The organism is Ignavibacteria bacterium, assembly GCA_013177855.1.
GTDB lineage: Bacteria > Bacteroidota > Ignavibacteria > Ch128b > Ch128b > Ch128b.
The window spans coordinates 1,789,947-1,805,952 of the sequence record JABLYA010000001.1 but is presented as its reverse complement, the minus strand read 5'-3'; the positions used below and the strand labels follow the sequence as shown (position 1 = coordinate 1,805,952).

The 16,006-nt window shown below is 31.9% G+C and carries 10 protein-coding genes; 3 read left to right on the top strand and 7 right to left on the bottom strand.

What is annotated here, in order from left to right; all coding sequences use genetic code 11:
• Positions 1 to 4 precede the first annotated feature (4 nt).
• Genes HPY57_07620 through HPY57_07610 form a run of 3 tightly spaced genes read right to left on the bottom strand, consistent with a single transcriptional unit; the run spans position 5 to position 5,390 of the window.
• Complete coding sequence (locus tag HPY57_07620; protein ID NPV11640.1) at positions 5 to 1,519, bottom strand: hypothetical protein; 1,515 nt, start codon at positions 1,517 to 1,519, stop codon at positions 5 to 7.
• Positions 1,516 to 2,718 (bottom strand): DUF4876 domain-containing protein, encoded by a 1,203-nt coding sequence (locus HPY57_07615; GenBank protein NPV11639.1) that lies wholly within the window; start codon positions 2,716 to 2,718, stop codon positions 1,516 to 1,518. The genes HPY57_07620 and HPY57_07615 overlap by 4 nt, the downstream gene beginning before the upstream one ends.
• 2 nt (positions 2,719 to 2,720) lie before the next feature.
• A complete protein-coding gene (locus HPY57_07610) occupies positions 2,721 to 5,390 on the bottom strand; it encodes a TonB-dependent receptor (protein NPV11638.1) in 2,670 nt (889 codons plus the stop codon).
• Positions 5,391 to 5,617: 227 nt separating this feature from the next.
• Here HPY57_07610 and HPY57_07605 point away from each other — a divergent pair, with 227 nt between their 5' ends.
• The 3 genes from HPY57_07605 to HPY57_07595 are packed head-to-tail and all read left to right on the top strand — an operon-like array spanning position 5,618 to position 9,703.
• On the top strand, positions 5,618 to 6,346 hold the full coding sequence (locus HPY57_07605; protein NPV11637.1) for an ABC transporter ATP-binding protein: 729 nt from the start codon (positions 5,618 to 5,620) through the stop codon (positions 6,344 to 6,346).
• Entirely contained in the window at positions 6,346 to 7,704 is a 1,359-nt protein-coding gene (gene radA / locus HPY57_07600; protein ID NPV11636.1) for a DNA repair protein RadA, read from the top strand. Before HPY57_07605 ends, radA begins: the two co-directional genes overlap by 1 nt.
• Before the next feature lie 19 nt (positions 7,705 to 7,723).
• A complete protein-coding gene (locus HPY57_07595) occupies positions 7,724 to 9,703 on the top strand; it encodes an oligopeptide transporter, OPT family (GenBank protein NPV11635.1) in 1,980 nt (659 codons plus the stop codon).
• A 531-nt stretch (positions 9,704 to 10,234) separates the two neighbouring features.
• Here HPY57_07595 and HPY57_07590 read toward each other — a convergent pair.
• The 4 genes from HPY57_07590 to HPY57_07575 all read right to left on the bottom strand — a co-directional run bounded on the left by HPY57_07590 (position 10,235) and on the right by HPY57_07575 (position 15,972).
• Positions 10,235 to 12,379, bottom strand: coding sequence for a T9SS type A sorting domain-containing protein (locus HPY57_07590; GenBank protein NPV11634.1), 2,145 nt, complete (start codon positions 12,377 to 12,379; stop codon positions 10,235 to 10,237).
• A gap of 69 nt (positions 12,380 to 12,448) precedes the next feature.
• The gene (locus HPY57_07585) at positions 12,449 to 13,657 is read right to left on the bottom strand and encodes a T9SS type A sorting domain-containing protein (protein ID NPV11633.1); all 1,209 of its coding nucleotides are present in this window, start codon (positions 13,655 to 13,657) and stop codon (positions 12,449 to 12,451) included.
• 131 nt (positions 13,658 to 13,788) lie between these two features.
• The gene (locus tag HPY57_07580; GenBank protein ID NPV11632.1) at positions 13,789 to 14,178 is read right to left on the bottom strand and encodes a hypothetical protein; all 390 of its coding nucleotides are present in this window, start codon (positions 14,176 to 14,178) and stop codon (positions 13,789 to 13,791) included.
• Positions 14,179 to 14,193: 15 nt separating this feature from the next.
• Positions 14,194 to 15,972 (bottom strand): T9SS type A sorting domain-containing protein, encoded by a 1,779-nt coding sequence (locus HPY57_07575; GenBank protein ID NPV11631.1) that lies wholly within the window; start codon positions 15,970 to 15,972, stop codon positions 14,194 to 14,196.
• Between the last annotated feature and the right edge of the window lie 34 nt (positions 15,973 to 16,006).

The window sequence follows — 16,006 nt, the reverse complement described above, 5'->3', positions numbered from 1 at the left end:
CTCCTTAATAAACTTTTATTCTGTATTCAATCGATGTTCTGATTTCTTGATTAGAAGAATTATTCCATATCAAATTGTTTTTTGTTTTAAGGTGATTGTAATCAGCGATTAATAAAATTTCACCTGAAAATAATTTCATTGTCAATAAAAGTGAAAAACAGTATCGATTAAATTCGGTCTTGAAATAATCTAAATCTCTCCTTAAAAATGAGATGAAATAAATTCCAGAGTTATTAAAATATTCCGATGAGTAAAATGGCTTATAATTTTCTATCAAAAAGTTTGTCTCCAGGGAAAGTGATTTTTTGAAATTAAATTTTAGACCTGTTTGAAAAGAGATTAACTGTGATTTCAAATCAAATAAAACATTGCTGTAATAGTCATTTAAATTAAAGTTGAATTGACCAAAGCCTAAACCCGAATGAATACTTATTGATTCATTAATTCTGTATGAAAAATTTCCTGATAAACTAAAAAATTTCTGATTCTGATCTGAAATTAATGAATTAAAGTCTGGATGTTTTGACCAGCTGTTCGATTTAAATAAATCAATATTCAAATTGTATTTTGCTTTTTTATTTAGTTTCAACTCCGATTTCATCTTAAATTTCAAGTAATCGTTCTGAAAATATCCCTGATTCACTGGATTGGTAATTTCTTCCTTAGAGATTGTTTGTTCAATTCCTTTTTCAATTCGATTAAGTATTAAAAGCGATTCGGATGGTTTAATTATTAAATCTCCATTAATTTCATAAATGTTATGGAAGAGAATTCTTGTTTCAGTTTTCTTTTTCACTACAACTGGAAAATCCAAACCTCTGAACTTGAATAATGTAACTTCCTTATATACTGCACCTTCATCTTCTTTATAGGAGATTTCTTCTTTTTTGTCTTCAACAATTCCTGCTAATGCAAATTGAATTAAATCAATTGGTGAATGTGAAAAACCAAGGATGAACTTGATATTTCTATGTTGTGAAGTTGGTCTGGGAGAAACTTGTTTCAAGCCTTCGTCCACAAAATATTCAATACCAGCACCTATTGATGAGTTACTGAAAATCTGATTAAAATAATTCGCATTGAAGAAAATTCCGTTAAATGTTGAGCTACCGCTTGAACTGTCTCCAAGTAAAAATGGATTTCCTTCATTGTAGTCTTTGCTGAAAACCCAATTCCAATTTTTCCTTATGAGCTTATTAAACCCAAATACTCCCTTGAAGATTTGATTTTCACCTATTTTTTTCTTGCCTGAAAATTGAAACTGATAGAAGTTAATTTTTTCGGGATCAAAATATCTGTTGAATTTTTCATTTGAAAAAATTTGAGAAGATTTTATGTATAACAATTCTTCATCTTCATCATAATTCAAAAGAGATGGATTTTGACTGAGAAGAAAAATTTTTACACTCGTATCTGGTTGAACTGAAATTTGATTAAAACCGTAAATGTAGTTCTGAGCAACTAAAAATTCTGTACGAAACAAAAGTAAACTTAAAATGATGTAAAAGACTTTTTTCATTTTCTTTTCTTTGGTTTTGTATAGTGAAATTCTGGAGTAGGTTTGTTGATCACAACAAAATCAACTGATGAATTATTATCATCTTTTAGAACCATTCTTCCTTCCACATTTAAAGCAATTCTTTCCATTGATTTGCCTGTATAAAACTGAATTCCGCCAGTTCCGCCACCATCAATTGAGTGATTTAAGATTTTGTTTTCAAGTTTCATTGGATCTTTCAAATATTCAACACCATCAAGTACGTATCGATAAGGAATTAAGAGTTGATCGCCAAACCATTGAAGCGAGTCGATTGACATTTTTGCAATTACAATTGCGCCCTGCTCACCGCCGATTAACCAATCATTGCCAGCTGATTGATAAATTTTAATCATATTCGGAACCAGAGGATTATCAATATCAGGTGCATCATCTTTATAGAATTCAAATTTTACATTTGAGAGATCAACACTGTTTGGCGCATTAATTCTATGATCAATTGCATCTTCAGCACACACAGCAAATTCACCCGGAGAAAGCGGATAGTCAGTCCCATTTCCCGGAAAAATCCAGACATTTTTAGAATGAACAAACTCAGGATCATCAACATAATTTTGACCGAGATAACTGCTCGCATAAACTACAGCCACAATAATCCCATCGAGATAAATCACTGAATCAGTTTGATTATAAACTTCTACATACTTATCATGATAATACAATCCTGAGCCCGGCGGCCCACAGGCGTAAATTTCACTTATTACAATTGGTGAGCCACCAATCACAACATCCATTGGAACTTCAATAATTTCATCAGCATCAGCCCGAAGCTGGACGATTTTCACAGTTTTATTCATTAGTTTATGATTCGAAATTCTGTAGCCTGTAATCAATTCCATTTCATCAGGACTCATTATTCTTGATGCTGAGACTAAGTATTTATCCGAAACAATCCCTGAAATTTCAACTACCCCATTCGTATCCGTTACCAAATTATATTCTTCACCCAGAAGATTTGACTTCAAAAATACCTGAGCATTCCTTACTGCATCACTACCGAACAAACTCATCATATAGCCGGATTGATCAACCAGACGAATTCTAAAAACTTGCTTCCTCTCCATTGCAACTGGTTTGCTTTCAAAATCAACTATTTGAGAACAGGAGAAAATTGAAATAGAAGAAATTAACAATAAACTTATTTGCAAAATTCTTTTCATCATCATAATCCTGTAATTAACTCAAGTCCATAAAACAATTCAGGATTTCGAATTTCAAAAGATGGTGATGAAGGTGATCTCCTCTGACTGCGGTAAAGCGGTCTGTTATTCAAAAAATTATTAACATAAAAAGAAATTGCTCCGCCTTTCCATAGTGACTTGGTAACTTTCAAATTCAATAACCATTTGTTCGGACGATTTTCTTCGTTTAACTCATAAGGCTCGATGCTTCGACGAATTTCCCTGTATTTTGGATCGGCACGAAATTGTTCATCAATCATCACTAAGTTTCCTTCTGTGGTAAAATATCCGATAGCAAGTGTATCATCGTAGCCTCGCCTTCCATCAATCTCAATCAGCTTTTGCTGAATATGAAGTGTGACCCACATTCCCAATTCTTTTGATTGAATTTCAAATCTGTAGTTAATCAAAAAATCTTTTTGATAAGTTTCGTAAGAACGATACATTGGAATTACACGCATCCCAAGAGAACTTACATATCTTTGAGATGAAAAATAAAATCCATTTTCTCTGCCGCTTCTTGTAAAGTAATAAGCTCCATCAAGTCTCAGGATAGTATTTATAACTGGAAGTCTAACTGTGCTGAAAGTGAATTCTATGCCGCTTACTTTCTGGTAACCATTGTTCTGATATTGATTGTATGAATCGAGCAATGTGTCTTTAATAAATTTTGTTGATTCATCTGGATAATTCGGGAAAGAATATTTATACAAAACCGTTGGCTGAGAAAAACTCTCAAACATTTTCTTTGTGTCGTTTTGAAATAATGTTATTGAAAAACCAAAACCTTTAAATTGCTGGTCAAAACTTACCTCATATTTCTTCTGCATATAACCTTTAATTACAGGATTTGCCTGATCTCTAATGTAAGTCGTAACCAGAGCAAAATTGCTGTCGGGATAAATTGGATTTACTACAGAGACAGTATCAACAATATCAAAATAAGCTTTGTTAGCGAAAATCATCCCCATTGGCGGTGATTTTGAAGTAGTTCCATAACCTAATCGGATTTGAGAATTTTTACTCAAGTTGAGTGAAAGATTTAATCTGGGATTAAAAAAACTTCCATTGTAGCTTTTAATTAAATCTGATTTGAAAATCATTCCCTTTAAATCGATACCATACGGTCGATAAGCTTCATATCGAAATCCAAACTGAAAAGTAAATGGAAATATCAATTGACCATTAATTTTATCCTCAGCGTAAATACTTAAAATATTGTACTGAGGTAAATCGCTGTACTTTCGAAGTCTTGGAGTTGGAATTGATAATGAAGGTGGAAAGAGCGGATCAAATATTATCCCATCTCCTTTATTAAAATCATTTCGATAAGTCAAACCAATCAAATAACTATTAAGAAATTCACCTGTAAAAAATTTTGAAGAATAATTTACATCAGCATAAATATTCCACACATCACCTTTAATCCATTTTTTACCGAGATATGAACCAAAAACAATAATTCCCTTTTGTGTTCCTTCGGTCATTCTATCAGTTACAACAATATTATCCCTTGAAACCATTTGTTGTTGATATGAATTCTGCTTTGTGTAAGAGATTGAAATATTTGAGTTCAACTTTGTAAAAGATGAAAATAAGTGAGTGTAATTGACCGAATATTTGATGTTCACATCCCGGTTGTACCAGGCTTCTCTAAGTGCATATCCTGGTTTCTCTTTACTTTCATCAAATGCTCTTGTGATATAAAAGAAATTTTTTAATGAGTAATTATCTGTAGATTTATCAGCCGAGATTTGCGCTGCTATTCGCGTATAACCATCACCTTCAACGCGAATATCTCGTTCCGATGAAGCAATGTTTAAATTTCCATTTACTATCCAGTCACCGAATTTTATTCCGCCGCTTAAATTGGACTCGTATAATCTTGGATTGTATTTAAATTTTGCCCTTAATGGTTCAGGCTTTACTTTAGTTCTAACTATTACAAGTCCATCAGTGAAATCACCATATTGAGCTGATGCAATTCCTCTAACAACTTCCACCTCTTCAATATTTTCAGCAGGAATTGAACGCAAATCTACTCCAGAATTAGCCGTTGAATAACCAACACCAATTTGAAGATTGGCATTGTTCGAGATTGGAACTCCATCCATAATAATTTGTGTCCCAAGTGCATCACCCTTTCTAATCGAAGCTTTTTCAACATAATTTAATGTTGGATTTGTTGCATCGACTCCAGGAATCAATTTTACCACATCTCCAAGACTTGATGCTTGAATGTGTTCTATTTCACCAGATTTGATAACAGACTTTGTTTCGGGAGTAAGTGGAATAAATTCTTTTTCTGCGGTTACTTCAATTCCAGCAATTTCAAAAGTTGTGGATTTTAATTTTATGTTTAGATGAAGTGTTTGATCGGGCTTTAAACTTATCTCAATTTTTTTCTTTTCATATCCAACATAGCTGACCTCAAGTGTATAATTGCCAGGTTTCGTGATCAGTCGAAAATTTCCTTTTGAATCAGTTGTCGTTCCAATATTCGTTTCTTTGATAAAAACATTTGCCAATGGAAGCGGTGAACCCGTTTCATCTGTAACTTTCCCTTCGATTGTAGAAACAATCGTTTGAGAGAATAGAATATGACTGAAAAATGCAAATAAAATTGAAAACTTGATTATTGCTCTCTTCAACTCTTATTCCTTTGATGGATTATCAATAACGATGCTGAACAAATATAATTTGATTGATAGTTAATTCAAACGATTGGAAAGTGAATTAGTTAATCCCTATCAAATTTTTTCACTTACGATCTGCTATTTTAAGATGCTTATTTAATTTTGATCAAACTGATAAACCAAATTCTCCGTTATAATTTCCTTTGAAAAATAAATTACATTAAAGTTAAATTTGAGTAATTATGATTAAGATAAAAGATCTTCATAAATCATTCGGCGAACAAAAAGTCTTGAATGGAATTAATCTGGAAATTCACGATGGTGAAACAATCGCGATCATTGGAAGAAGTGGCTGCGGTAAGAGTGTTTTAATTAAACATATCATTGGTCTTCTCAAACCCGACAAAGGTTATGTCGAGGTTGACGGTAAAATTGTCAATGAACTCCCCGAAGATGAACTTTACGAGCTTCGAAAAAATTTTGGATTTCTTTTTCAAGGCGCCGCACTTTTTGATTCCTTAACTGTTGAAGAAAATGTCGGTCTTGCTCTAATCGAAAACACTAAAATGAAAAGAGACGAAATAAGGAAAATCGTTAACGAAAAACTTGCACTCGTGAATTTATCTGGTATTAATGATAAAAAACCGGCAGAGCTTAGCGGCGGAATGAAAAAAAGAGTCGGACTTGCAAGAGCATTAGTTACAAATCCCAAATACATACTTTACGATGAACCTACTACAGGACTTGATCCAATTTCATCCGACACTATCGACCAATTAATTTATGACTTATCAAAAAAATTAAAAGTTACCTCAATTGTTGTAACTCACGATATGGTGAGTGTGAGAAAAGTTTCTGACCGCGTTGCTATGATTCACAATGGCAAAATTTATTTCGATGGGAAATTTGATGATTTCATAAATCAGGATGATCAAGTCATTCAGGATTTTATTAAACGAACAGGTTATTGATGAATTCAATCAGGAAAAAATTTGTATGTCAGAATTGCGGATACGAGTCGATTCAATGGCTTGGGAAGTGTCCCTCCTGCGGTCAATGGAATTCATTTGCTGAAGAATTTGAAAAGAAGCAAAAGAGTAAAAACTCCAGACAGAAATCTGAAACAACTCTTGTAAATATTTCAACTATTAATGAAAAAACAATCAACAAAGCATTCAAACTCAAAACTAATATCAAAGAATTTGATCGTGTTCTTGGCGGCGGATTAATTTCTGGAAGTGTAGTTTTAATTGCTGGTGATCCCGGTATTGGAAAATCTACTCTTGTTCTTCAAGCTGTTTCAAATCTTAAAGAAAAAGTAATCTATGTGACAGGTGAAGAATCGCTTGAACAAATTAGTTTAAGAGCAGCAAGACTAAAACTGAAAAACGAAAATCTATACATTCTGGCTGAAACAAATCTCAATCAAATAATTGAAATTTTAGAACAGGAAAAACCTTCCATTGCAGTGATTGATTCAATTCAAACAATTTACAGAGATGAACTTGAAAGTTCACCCGGAACAATTGGCCAAATTAGAGAATGCACATCAGCTCTAATGGATTTTGCAAAAAAGAATAATGTTGCAATAATCATAATTGGACACATCACCAAAGATGGTTTAATAGCAGGACCAAAAGCACTTGAACATATAGTAGATACAGTTATCCAATTCTCCGGCGAAAAAAACTATTCATTTAGAATATTAAGAGCAATTAAAAATCGCTTTGGTTCAACTAACGAAATTGGAATTTTCGAAATGCACGAAGATGGATTAAAAGAAGTTGAAAATCCATCTCAAGTCTTTTTAGCCGAAAGAGAATACGGTGCATCAGGTTCAGTTGTCACATCGATTATTGAAGGGACAAGACCAATTTTAGTAGAAGTCCAGGCTCTGGTTACTCCATCGGGATATGGAATGGCTCAACGAGTTACAACTGGTTTTGACTCGAGAAGGCTTTCAATTCTTTTAGCTGTGATTGAAAAAAGATTAAATTTCAAACTGAGTCAACAAAATGTTTTTTTGAACATAGCTGGCGGAGTCGAAATTGATGAACCAGCAGCTGATCTTGCAGTTTGTTGTGCAATTATTTCAAGCATCAAAGATATTCCAGCTGATTCACTTACCTGTGTAGTCGGTGAAGTAGGGCTCGGTGGAGAAATTAGAAGTATCAGCAATCTTGAAAAAAGAATTCAAGAATCACAAAAACTTGGTTTCAAGAAAATCATTACTCCAAATCAAAAAATAAATTTCAATTTGAATGAATTAAAAATTAAAGTAACTCAGGTAAAAACCTTAAAGGAAGCTATCAAAGAATTACTAGAATAAAATAAAACAGGAGAGAGTTATGGAAATACCGAAAACTTCAAATGGACTTCCAGAAAATGCATATCGGGAATTGAAAGAGGGAGAAGAATACATTCCAATTCTTCATCCGGATAAAATTTATCCCGAAGTCACTCCATATTCCGTTATCTGGGGCTTATTGATGGCAATATTATTCTCTGCCGCTGCCGCATACTCAGGTTTGAAAATTGGTCAGGTGATGGAAGCTGCAATTCCAATCTCAATTCTTGCAGTTGGAATTTCATCACTTGCAAAGAAAAAAAATGCATTAGGCCAAAATGTAATTATTCAGTCAATTGGGGCAAGTTCAGGAGTAATTGTGGCTGGTGCAATTTTTACAATACCAGCACTTTATATCTTAAACCTTCCAGTTAATTTCTATCAAATTTTTCTTGCCTCACTTTTTGGCGGATTTTTAGGAATTTTATTTTTAATTCCATTCAGAAAATATTTTGTCAAAGAAATGCACGGCAAGTTTCCATTCCCCGAAGCAACTGCTACAACCGAAATTTTAGTTGCAGGTGAAAAAGGCGGCAAACAGGCTTCTGTGCTTGCTGTCAGCGGATTAGTTGGAGGCTTATTTGATTTTATTATCTCAACCTTTGGATGGTGGTCAGAAGTTATATCCACAAGAATTTTTCATCTGGGTGAAGTCTTAGCTGATAAATACAAATTAGTTTTCAAAGTCAATTCACTAACGATGGTTCTTGGACTTGGCTATATAGTAGGTTTGAAATATGCAATAATTATTTGCGCTGGATCATTTCTTTCGTGGTTTGTTTTGATTCCACTATTTAACGAAATAGGTCAATATCTCACAACACCACTTGGTGCAACCGCTACAAAGTTGATATCAGAAATGAGCGCTGAAGAAATTTTTAGAAATTATGTTCGTCACATTGGAATTGGTGGAATTGCGATGGCTGGAATTATTGGAGTAATTCGTTCTTCAAACATCATTAAAAATGCTGTAACTCTTGCGTATAACGAAATCTTTCATAAAAAATCTGGTGATGATCAGAAAGTTCCGCGAACTCAACTTGATATTAAAATGTCTTTCAATGTTTTGTTCATCATACTTACTGCACTTATGATTTTTGTTTTCTTTTATGCTGGAGTAACTTTCAATCTTTACCATGCAATCGTTGGACTTCTAATTGTCTTAATAATCTCATTTCTCTTCACGACTGTTGCTGCAACTGCTATTGCAATTGTCGGGACTAATCCTGTAAGCGGGATGACTTTAATGACATTAATTCTCTCATCTTTCATTCTGGTTCAGGTTGGGCTTAGCGGTGCATCAGGAATGTTGAGTGCAATGATAATTGGCGGAGTTGTTTGTACTGCTCTTTCGATGGCAGGTGGTTTCATCACAGATTTGAAAATTGGCTACTGGATTGGAACCACTCCAAAGAATCAGGAGATGTATAAATTTTTAGGTACAATTGTTTCCGCTGCAACTGTTGGAATTGTAATAATAATTTTGAATCAAACTTATGGATTTGTTGGTGAAGGTGCACTCGTTGCTCCTCAGGCGAATGCAATGGCTGCGGTGATTAAACCTTTAATGTCAAATATTCCCGCACCATGGATGCTTTATTTCATTGGTGCTGTTATAGCTCTACTTGTAACATGGCTTAAAATTTCGCCGCTGGCTTTCGCGTTAGGAATGTACATTCCTCTTGATTTAAATACTCCGCTGTTAATCGGTGGATTAATTGCTCACTGGGCTAAAACAAGAACTAATAACGAAAAACTAAACAATGCTCGTTTTTCAAGAGGAACTCTTGTAGCAAGTGGATTTATTGCCGGCGGAGCTTTATTCGGAGTTTTCAGTGCATTGCTAAGATTTGCAGGATTTAACTGGTTCAATACCGAATGGGCTGAAACAAAATCAGCTGAAATCCTGGGAATGGTAATGCTGACCTTAGTCATTCTTTATATGATGTGGGAAACAATGCGAGCAAAAGAAGAAGATTAAAGTGAATTAATTCTTTCATATTCAGCGTGTAAAAAGCCAGCCCCTGCGGCTGGCTTTTTTGTTTTAGCGGGATAATTCACTGTTTCTTCGTATTAATTTAGATTAACTTAGAAAACATTTATTATCACTCAGGAATAATTTATAAATTCTCAGTAATTAAAGATTACTTTTGCTGAAATGTTTATTACTAAATCGGAGAAATTTATTACTTACTTGGAATCACATATAACCCTTTCGGATGGAAATACAACCTCTTCGGATCCATATATAACCCTTTCGGAATCACATTTTAACGTTTCGAAAACAAATATGACTTATTCGTAAAGGAATATACAATTTTCGGATTCATAGATTAGTTCTTCGGAAAGATATATAACCTCTTCGGAATAGTATATTACCATTTTGAAAAAATTTATAACTTATTCGGGATCATTTATGACTATTAGTTTTAAATGTTATAGTGTAAAAGCTTAAAATTCAATATTGATAAAAAAGATTAATCGTTAAATAATTCAAAACTGACCCGCATTTTCACTTCAAGAGAACCATCTTTTTGATGGATTTAAATTTCCCAGCCTGAAGTGCATAAAAATATACCCCAGATGGTAATGAACTCGCATTGAATTCAACTTCGTATTCCCCGGCTCGCATAAATTCATTAACTATTGTCTCTACCTCTTCACCCAGCAGATTATAAACCTTAAGTGTTACTATTCCATCTTCTCCTATTTTATATCTTATCTTAGTTATCGGATTAAATGGATTTGGATAATTTTGATATAATACATAAGTATCCGGATTTGTATCCTCTTCATCTCCATTTTCCAATACTATCCCATCCTCTTTGAAAAACGCAACGCCACCACCTGTTGCAATTATCTTCTGATTAAACCTGTCAACTTCTATATCATAAATAAAATCATCAGGAAGTCCAGAATTAGATCGATTAAAAATTCGCCAGTTGTTCCCATCAAAGCTTACTATTCCATTAACCTCCGTTCCTATCCACAAAACTCCATTATGATCCACCTTTAAGGCTCGTATCCGGTTACTCGGCAATGGTGAATTATTCTTGTTAAATATCGTCCAATTTATTCCATCAAACTTTACCAAACCACCATTCCATGTACCTATCCATAAATTACCCAGACTATCAATTTCTAAACTCAAAATAACATCCTCAGGTAAAGGTGAATTAGATGTATTATATACTACCCAGTTTAATCCATCAAACTTTACCAAACCATTGTTTGTCCCCAACCATTTGTTATTTTGATTATCTATCACTATCGACCCAATTGTATTATCGGGCAATCCCGAATTCTGCGTTGTGTATACCGTCCAGTTATCACCTTCTACCTTTACCAATCCCCTTGATGTACCTATCCATTTTACATTATATGGATCTGTTTTTATTGTTACAATATTATTTGAGGGTAAAGGCGAATTTGAAGTTGTTAGTCTAATCCAGCTGTTCCCATCATATTTAAATAAACCTGAAAAAAGACTGCCAACCCAAATTGAACCGCTACTGTCAAAACTTATACTATAAATTATCCCATCATCTAAAAATCCATCCCATTCAAGTGTATCTTTATCCGCTCTAAGTTTTATAAGCCCACTCCCATATGTCCCTATCCAGTAGTCATTGTTTTTATCTATTGAAATTGTCTTTATATAATTATTTTTAATACCTGTATTAAATTGGCTTAATTGGACAAAGGTACTGTCATAAACTTTGAAAAGTCCTAAATTTTTTGTAACCAAAAAAACTGAATCACCATTTACAATTAAATTATTTATAATTGATTTATTAACTAAAGAATAGGGAAACAAATCACTTAAATTAGTCCAATTACCGTTTTCATAAATAACTACATTATCACCACCAAACCAGATTCTTTTATGAATATCAATGGCAATATCTCTATATTCATCTCCTCGAGAGTAGAAAAAATGCTGAAACCGAATACCATCAAACTTTGAAATACCCAATCCGGTTGCAATCCATACATCATTTGAATCGTCAGAAACTATTTTAAAAATTTGACCATTTATACCAGAGTTTGTACGATTGAATGTAACCCATAATGTATCGTTAAAATACGCAACCATTGCTGGTAATTTTGTTCCAACCCATTTTCTGTTCAGTTTATCAATATGCACTGTTGTCAATTGATTATCTGGTATATTTGAATTCCCTGTCCAATAACGAACCCAATTAATTCCATCAAATTTAAAAAGTCCGCCATCACTTGTAGCTATCCATAGATTACCCTGTAAGTCAAAATCAATATCATTAATATCATTATTTGTCAAACCTGAGTTTGATGTATTGAAAGTTATAAAATTAGAACCATCAAATTTAATCAGACCAAAACCATAAGTTAAAAACCACATATTGTTAAATCTATCTATAATTAATTTTCTAATGGAATTGTTTGGAATTCCCGGAATATTAAACTTTATATTTTTAATTAAACCATCATATTTAATTAATTGTCCGTTTCCAGTAAAAAAATATATAATCTTATCAGTTGTAACCGAAGGAGCATAGGAAAACGGTTGAATGCCCGTATTAAATTTATTCAAAACAAACCAATTACTTGTTTGAGAATAAAGAAAAATTTGGTATAGAAAGATATAAAAAAGAATTATTTTAATGATATTTTTCATGGCTACTACCACTTTAATAAACAATAATTTGGGGGCTACTTATTAGCAGCCCCACGACATAAGATAAATTCATTTAATTAAAATCATTTTACCAGATTTAGAAGAACCTTTAAATTTTACATTATAAAAATAAATTCCTGATTTTAATCCTAATTCATCCGCATTTATGGTATAATAATGTTCACCTGCATCCAAACTGAGATTCGAAGTTTTATAAACCATTTCTCCAATAAAATTATACAATATTAACTCAACACTGCCAGGTTCAGGTGTTGTAAATACAATTTTTGTTTCAGGATTAAAAGGATTCGGATAATTACCAATTAATTGAAAATTAGAATTTTTTATAACTCTCTTCTCCAATCCATTACCATAATTAATGGTAACTGGTGATGAATAACCTGAGTAATTTCCTCCAATATCTTGAGCTCTAACCCTGTATTGTGCATAGCTTGGACCAGAACCTGCGCTGTTAATTGAAGTATCTATAAATTCATTATTCTTCCCATTCACAGTACCAATTAATTGCCAATTATTCCATTGACCATTACCCATTAAATCCAATCTTCGCTCAATGCTATAAGCATTGTTATTTACTCTTACATCTGGTTCATTATTCAATGTCCATCTTAGTTTTGGTATACCACTATTTGCACTTACGCTTAAATTTGTTGGTGCAAGTGGCGCTGCGTCATATTGCCTTAAATAAACACTATATGGATCTGGATTTCCAATTGTGTTCTGACTTACTGAAAGCAAATACAAATCATTTGAATTTGGACGTAAAGTAGCATTGGCACTATAATAAACATAACCTACTGTGAACCAACTCTGTCCGTTAAATTTTTTATGCAAGTATCCATTTGTCTTGTCGTAATATATCAAATGTATCGTGTTATCATTAGTAGAAGTTAATAAAGAAGGCAACTCTTTTTTAGATTCACAATTAAAATAATGTTCTGTCCAGATAGTATCATTTACTCCTCTTGAAAAATGACCTACATATTCGTAAACATTACTCCAGGTTGAAACATACGAGGTATAAACTATATGTACCCTATTATTGTTAGTAGTTATATAATGTCTGCCACCCCATACCGGTGGATTAATTATTGAATTAATTCTAGGCACTTGAGTGGGAGGATAAAAACTATTTGCATTAAGATCAAAGTCTCGCACTTTTACATCACCGATTGCATTGGTTGAAGCAAAATATAAAATATGAAGTCTATTAGTTGACCTCGCTATTGAAGGAAATCGTCCAGGTTCATTATCCAAATTTACTTTATCAAGAAAGCTTTTAGTTTTACCTATAATAGAATATGAATATAAATAAGAATTATAATTAGTGATATCATCTAATACGAAATAAATCTTCTCATCTTGAATAGATTTAACTAAAACTGCATCTAATAATCACCCATTGTATAATTAACATCTGTAATTACATCATCAATAGACCAATTATCCCCAAGGTTTATTGATTTTGCTAATTTTATAGTATTACCGTATTTAAATAAAACAAATATAGTTTCTCCATTAGTGACTATTACTGAATTACTACAATTATTAGAAAAAACTGTTTTATTAACCTTTACAATTTGTCCATTGGATTTTAACAATGCGTATTTCAAATTACCAGCTGATATATAAGAAATATGTATTCCTCTTCCATCAACAAATGATGATATTTTCGCATTCTGATCAATTCCAAAGGTTTGTATTGGACTATTCCAGTTTTGACCAATCAACTGATTAAATGAAATTAATAAAATTACGATAGAAATTAATGTTCTCATTTTTTCCTCCTTAATTTACCTTAATAAAACTGATTTAATTGTTTTACTGAATTTATTTGAATTGAATTTTATAAGATAAATTCCCGAAGGTAAATCCCTCTTCTGGTTATCTTTCCCATCCCATTGTATTTTATATTGCCCAGCTTTATATATTGATGAAACTAAAGTCCTGACTTCTTCCCCTATCAAATTATAAACTTTTACTTCAAGATATATCTCTTCCGGTAGCTCAAATGAAATGAATGTATTTGAATTAAATGGATTAGGATAATTTTGATAAATTGTAAATTCTTTAACCGGTTCTAATAATACATCAGTAGATAAAAAATTAATCTTATAAATCTGGGTTATTGCATCAGTATCGGGACTATAATTTATTTCTTCTCCATTTCTTATTAAAAAATCATTTTTATATGTAATAAAATATGAGTATTGGGTTTCAAAAAAGATTTCTGGGATACCATCATTTTCTAAATCCCCAAGGAAAAATTCTATAAATACAAAATTTTGACGCCATTCATCTATTATTTTAAAATAATATAAATCGAAATTACCATTCTCTAAATACTTAAAAATGTAAAATATATGGTCTGTTATAAACAATATCTCTTCTTTACCATCCTTATCAATATCATAAGCCATCATTGAACGAGAAAAAAGTTTATAATCTCCATTTATTTGAATTATATATTTAAGTACATAACTATCATTACCATTTGCTTCAAATTGATATAATCTCGTTCTAAAAGGATATATGAAATAAGAAGAAGAAGCTATCCAGATTTCATCAAAACCATTATTATCCAAATCTTTTGTTATACATTTATCAAAAAGATTGATATCGTTTATTTTAAATTTTGAAAATTTAAAATTAAAATTGTCTGTCATTTCATGATCATAGATCCAACCATCAAAATCTGAAGTAATAATATTAATTTTACCATCTTTATCAAAATCATCAACTAAATAGTTCTCCACATAAAAAAAATATAAACTATCACTCCTATAAACTGTATAATAATTATTTAATGTTTTACTATACTTAGCGATTTTCATCAAACGTTCATCAAAAGAAAAATGGATTAATTCATACAATGAATCCCCGTCTAAATCAAAAGGTAAAAGCGAATGAAAACTTGATAATGAGTCAAAATAGATTAAATTAACTCTTGTGGGTAAATCGAATCTATTAGTTTGCTTTAATTGTAATAATGCATGTTTTTCATTTTTAGAATCATATCCTAATACAAACGTTTCAATTAGTCCATCATTATCATAGTCTAAAAAGTTCCTTGGGGTAAAGAATATATAATTATAATACTTTTGATATTTATAAATTAAATTAAAGTTAGAGTCAATTGGATTGTATTCTAAAATTATAGGCGAAAAAGAAAAACAATAATATTCTATTCTACCATTATTATTAATATCTCCAATTGGTCCATTTATAATTTTTTCACCTAATAAATAACCTGGCATTATATTTATTAACTTTTTAAAAGGCCTTAACATATTTACATAATGCATTGTATCCACAGTAGATATATAAATTTCTAAATTAGGATAAAGTGTATCCTGCGGATAATTTACTCTTAAGTACTTGTTTAATCCAGTTATTTTATCTTTTAGAACGACTAAATCATCGTTAACCTTATAGCATTCAATTCTGGGATGGGAAGTAACTAAAAAATGGGATTTATCTTCTAATTTACTTTGTATCAGCTGACCACTAATAATATTAGTAGTTAATAATAAAAGAATAAAAGTAAAACAAAATTTAAATCTATTGCACATTAATTTATCCTCTCAATTTTTTGGGGAAGAAGTC

Excerpts from the sequence above, each read along its gene's own strand:
- HPY57_07620 (NPV11640.1), bottom strand. The coding sequence starts at position 1,519 with ATGAAAAAAGTCTTTTACATCATTTTAAGTTTACTTTTGTTTCGTACA.
- HPY57_07615 (NPV11639.1), bottom strand. The coding sequence starts at position 2,718 with ATGAAAAGAATTTTGCAAATAAGTTTATTGTTAATTTCTTCTATTTCA.
- HPY57_07605 (NPV11637.1), top strand. The coding sequence starts at position 5,618 with ATGATTAAGATAAAAGATCTTCATAAATCATTCGGCGAACAAAAAGTC.
- radA (NPV11636.1), top strand. The coding sequence starts at position 6,346 with ATGAATTCAATCAGGAAAAAATTTGTATGTCAGAATTGCGGATACGAG.
- HPY57_07595 (NPV11635.1), top strand. The coding sequence starts at position 7,724 with ATGGAAATACCGAAAACTTCAAATGGACTTCCAGAAAATGCATATCGG.
- HPY57_07590 (NPV11634.1), bottom strand. The coding sequence starts at position 12,379 with ATGAAAAATATCATTAAAATAATTCTTTTTTATATCTTTCTATACCAA.
- HPY57_07580 (NPV11632.1), bottom strand. The coding sequence starts at position 14,178 with ATGAGAACATTAATTTCTATCGTAATTTTATTAATTTCATTTAATCAG.
- HPY57_07575 (NPV11631.1), bottom strand. The coding sequence starts at position 15,972 with ATGTGCAATAGATTTAAATTTTGTTTTACTTTTATTCTTTTATTATTA.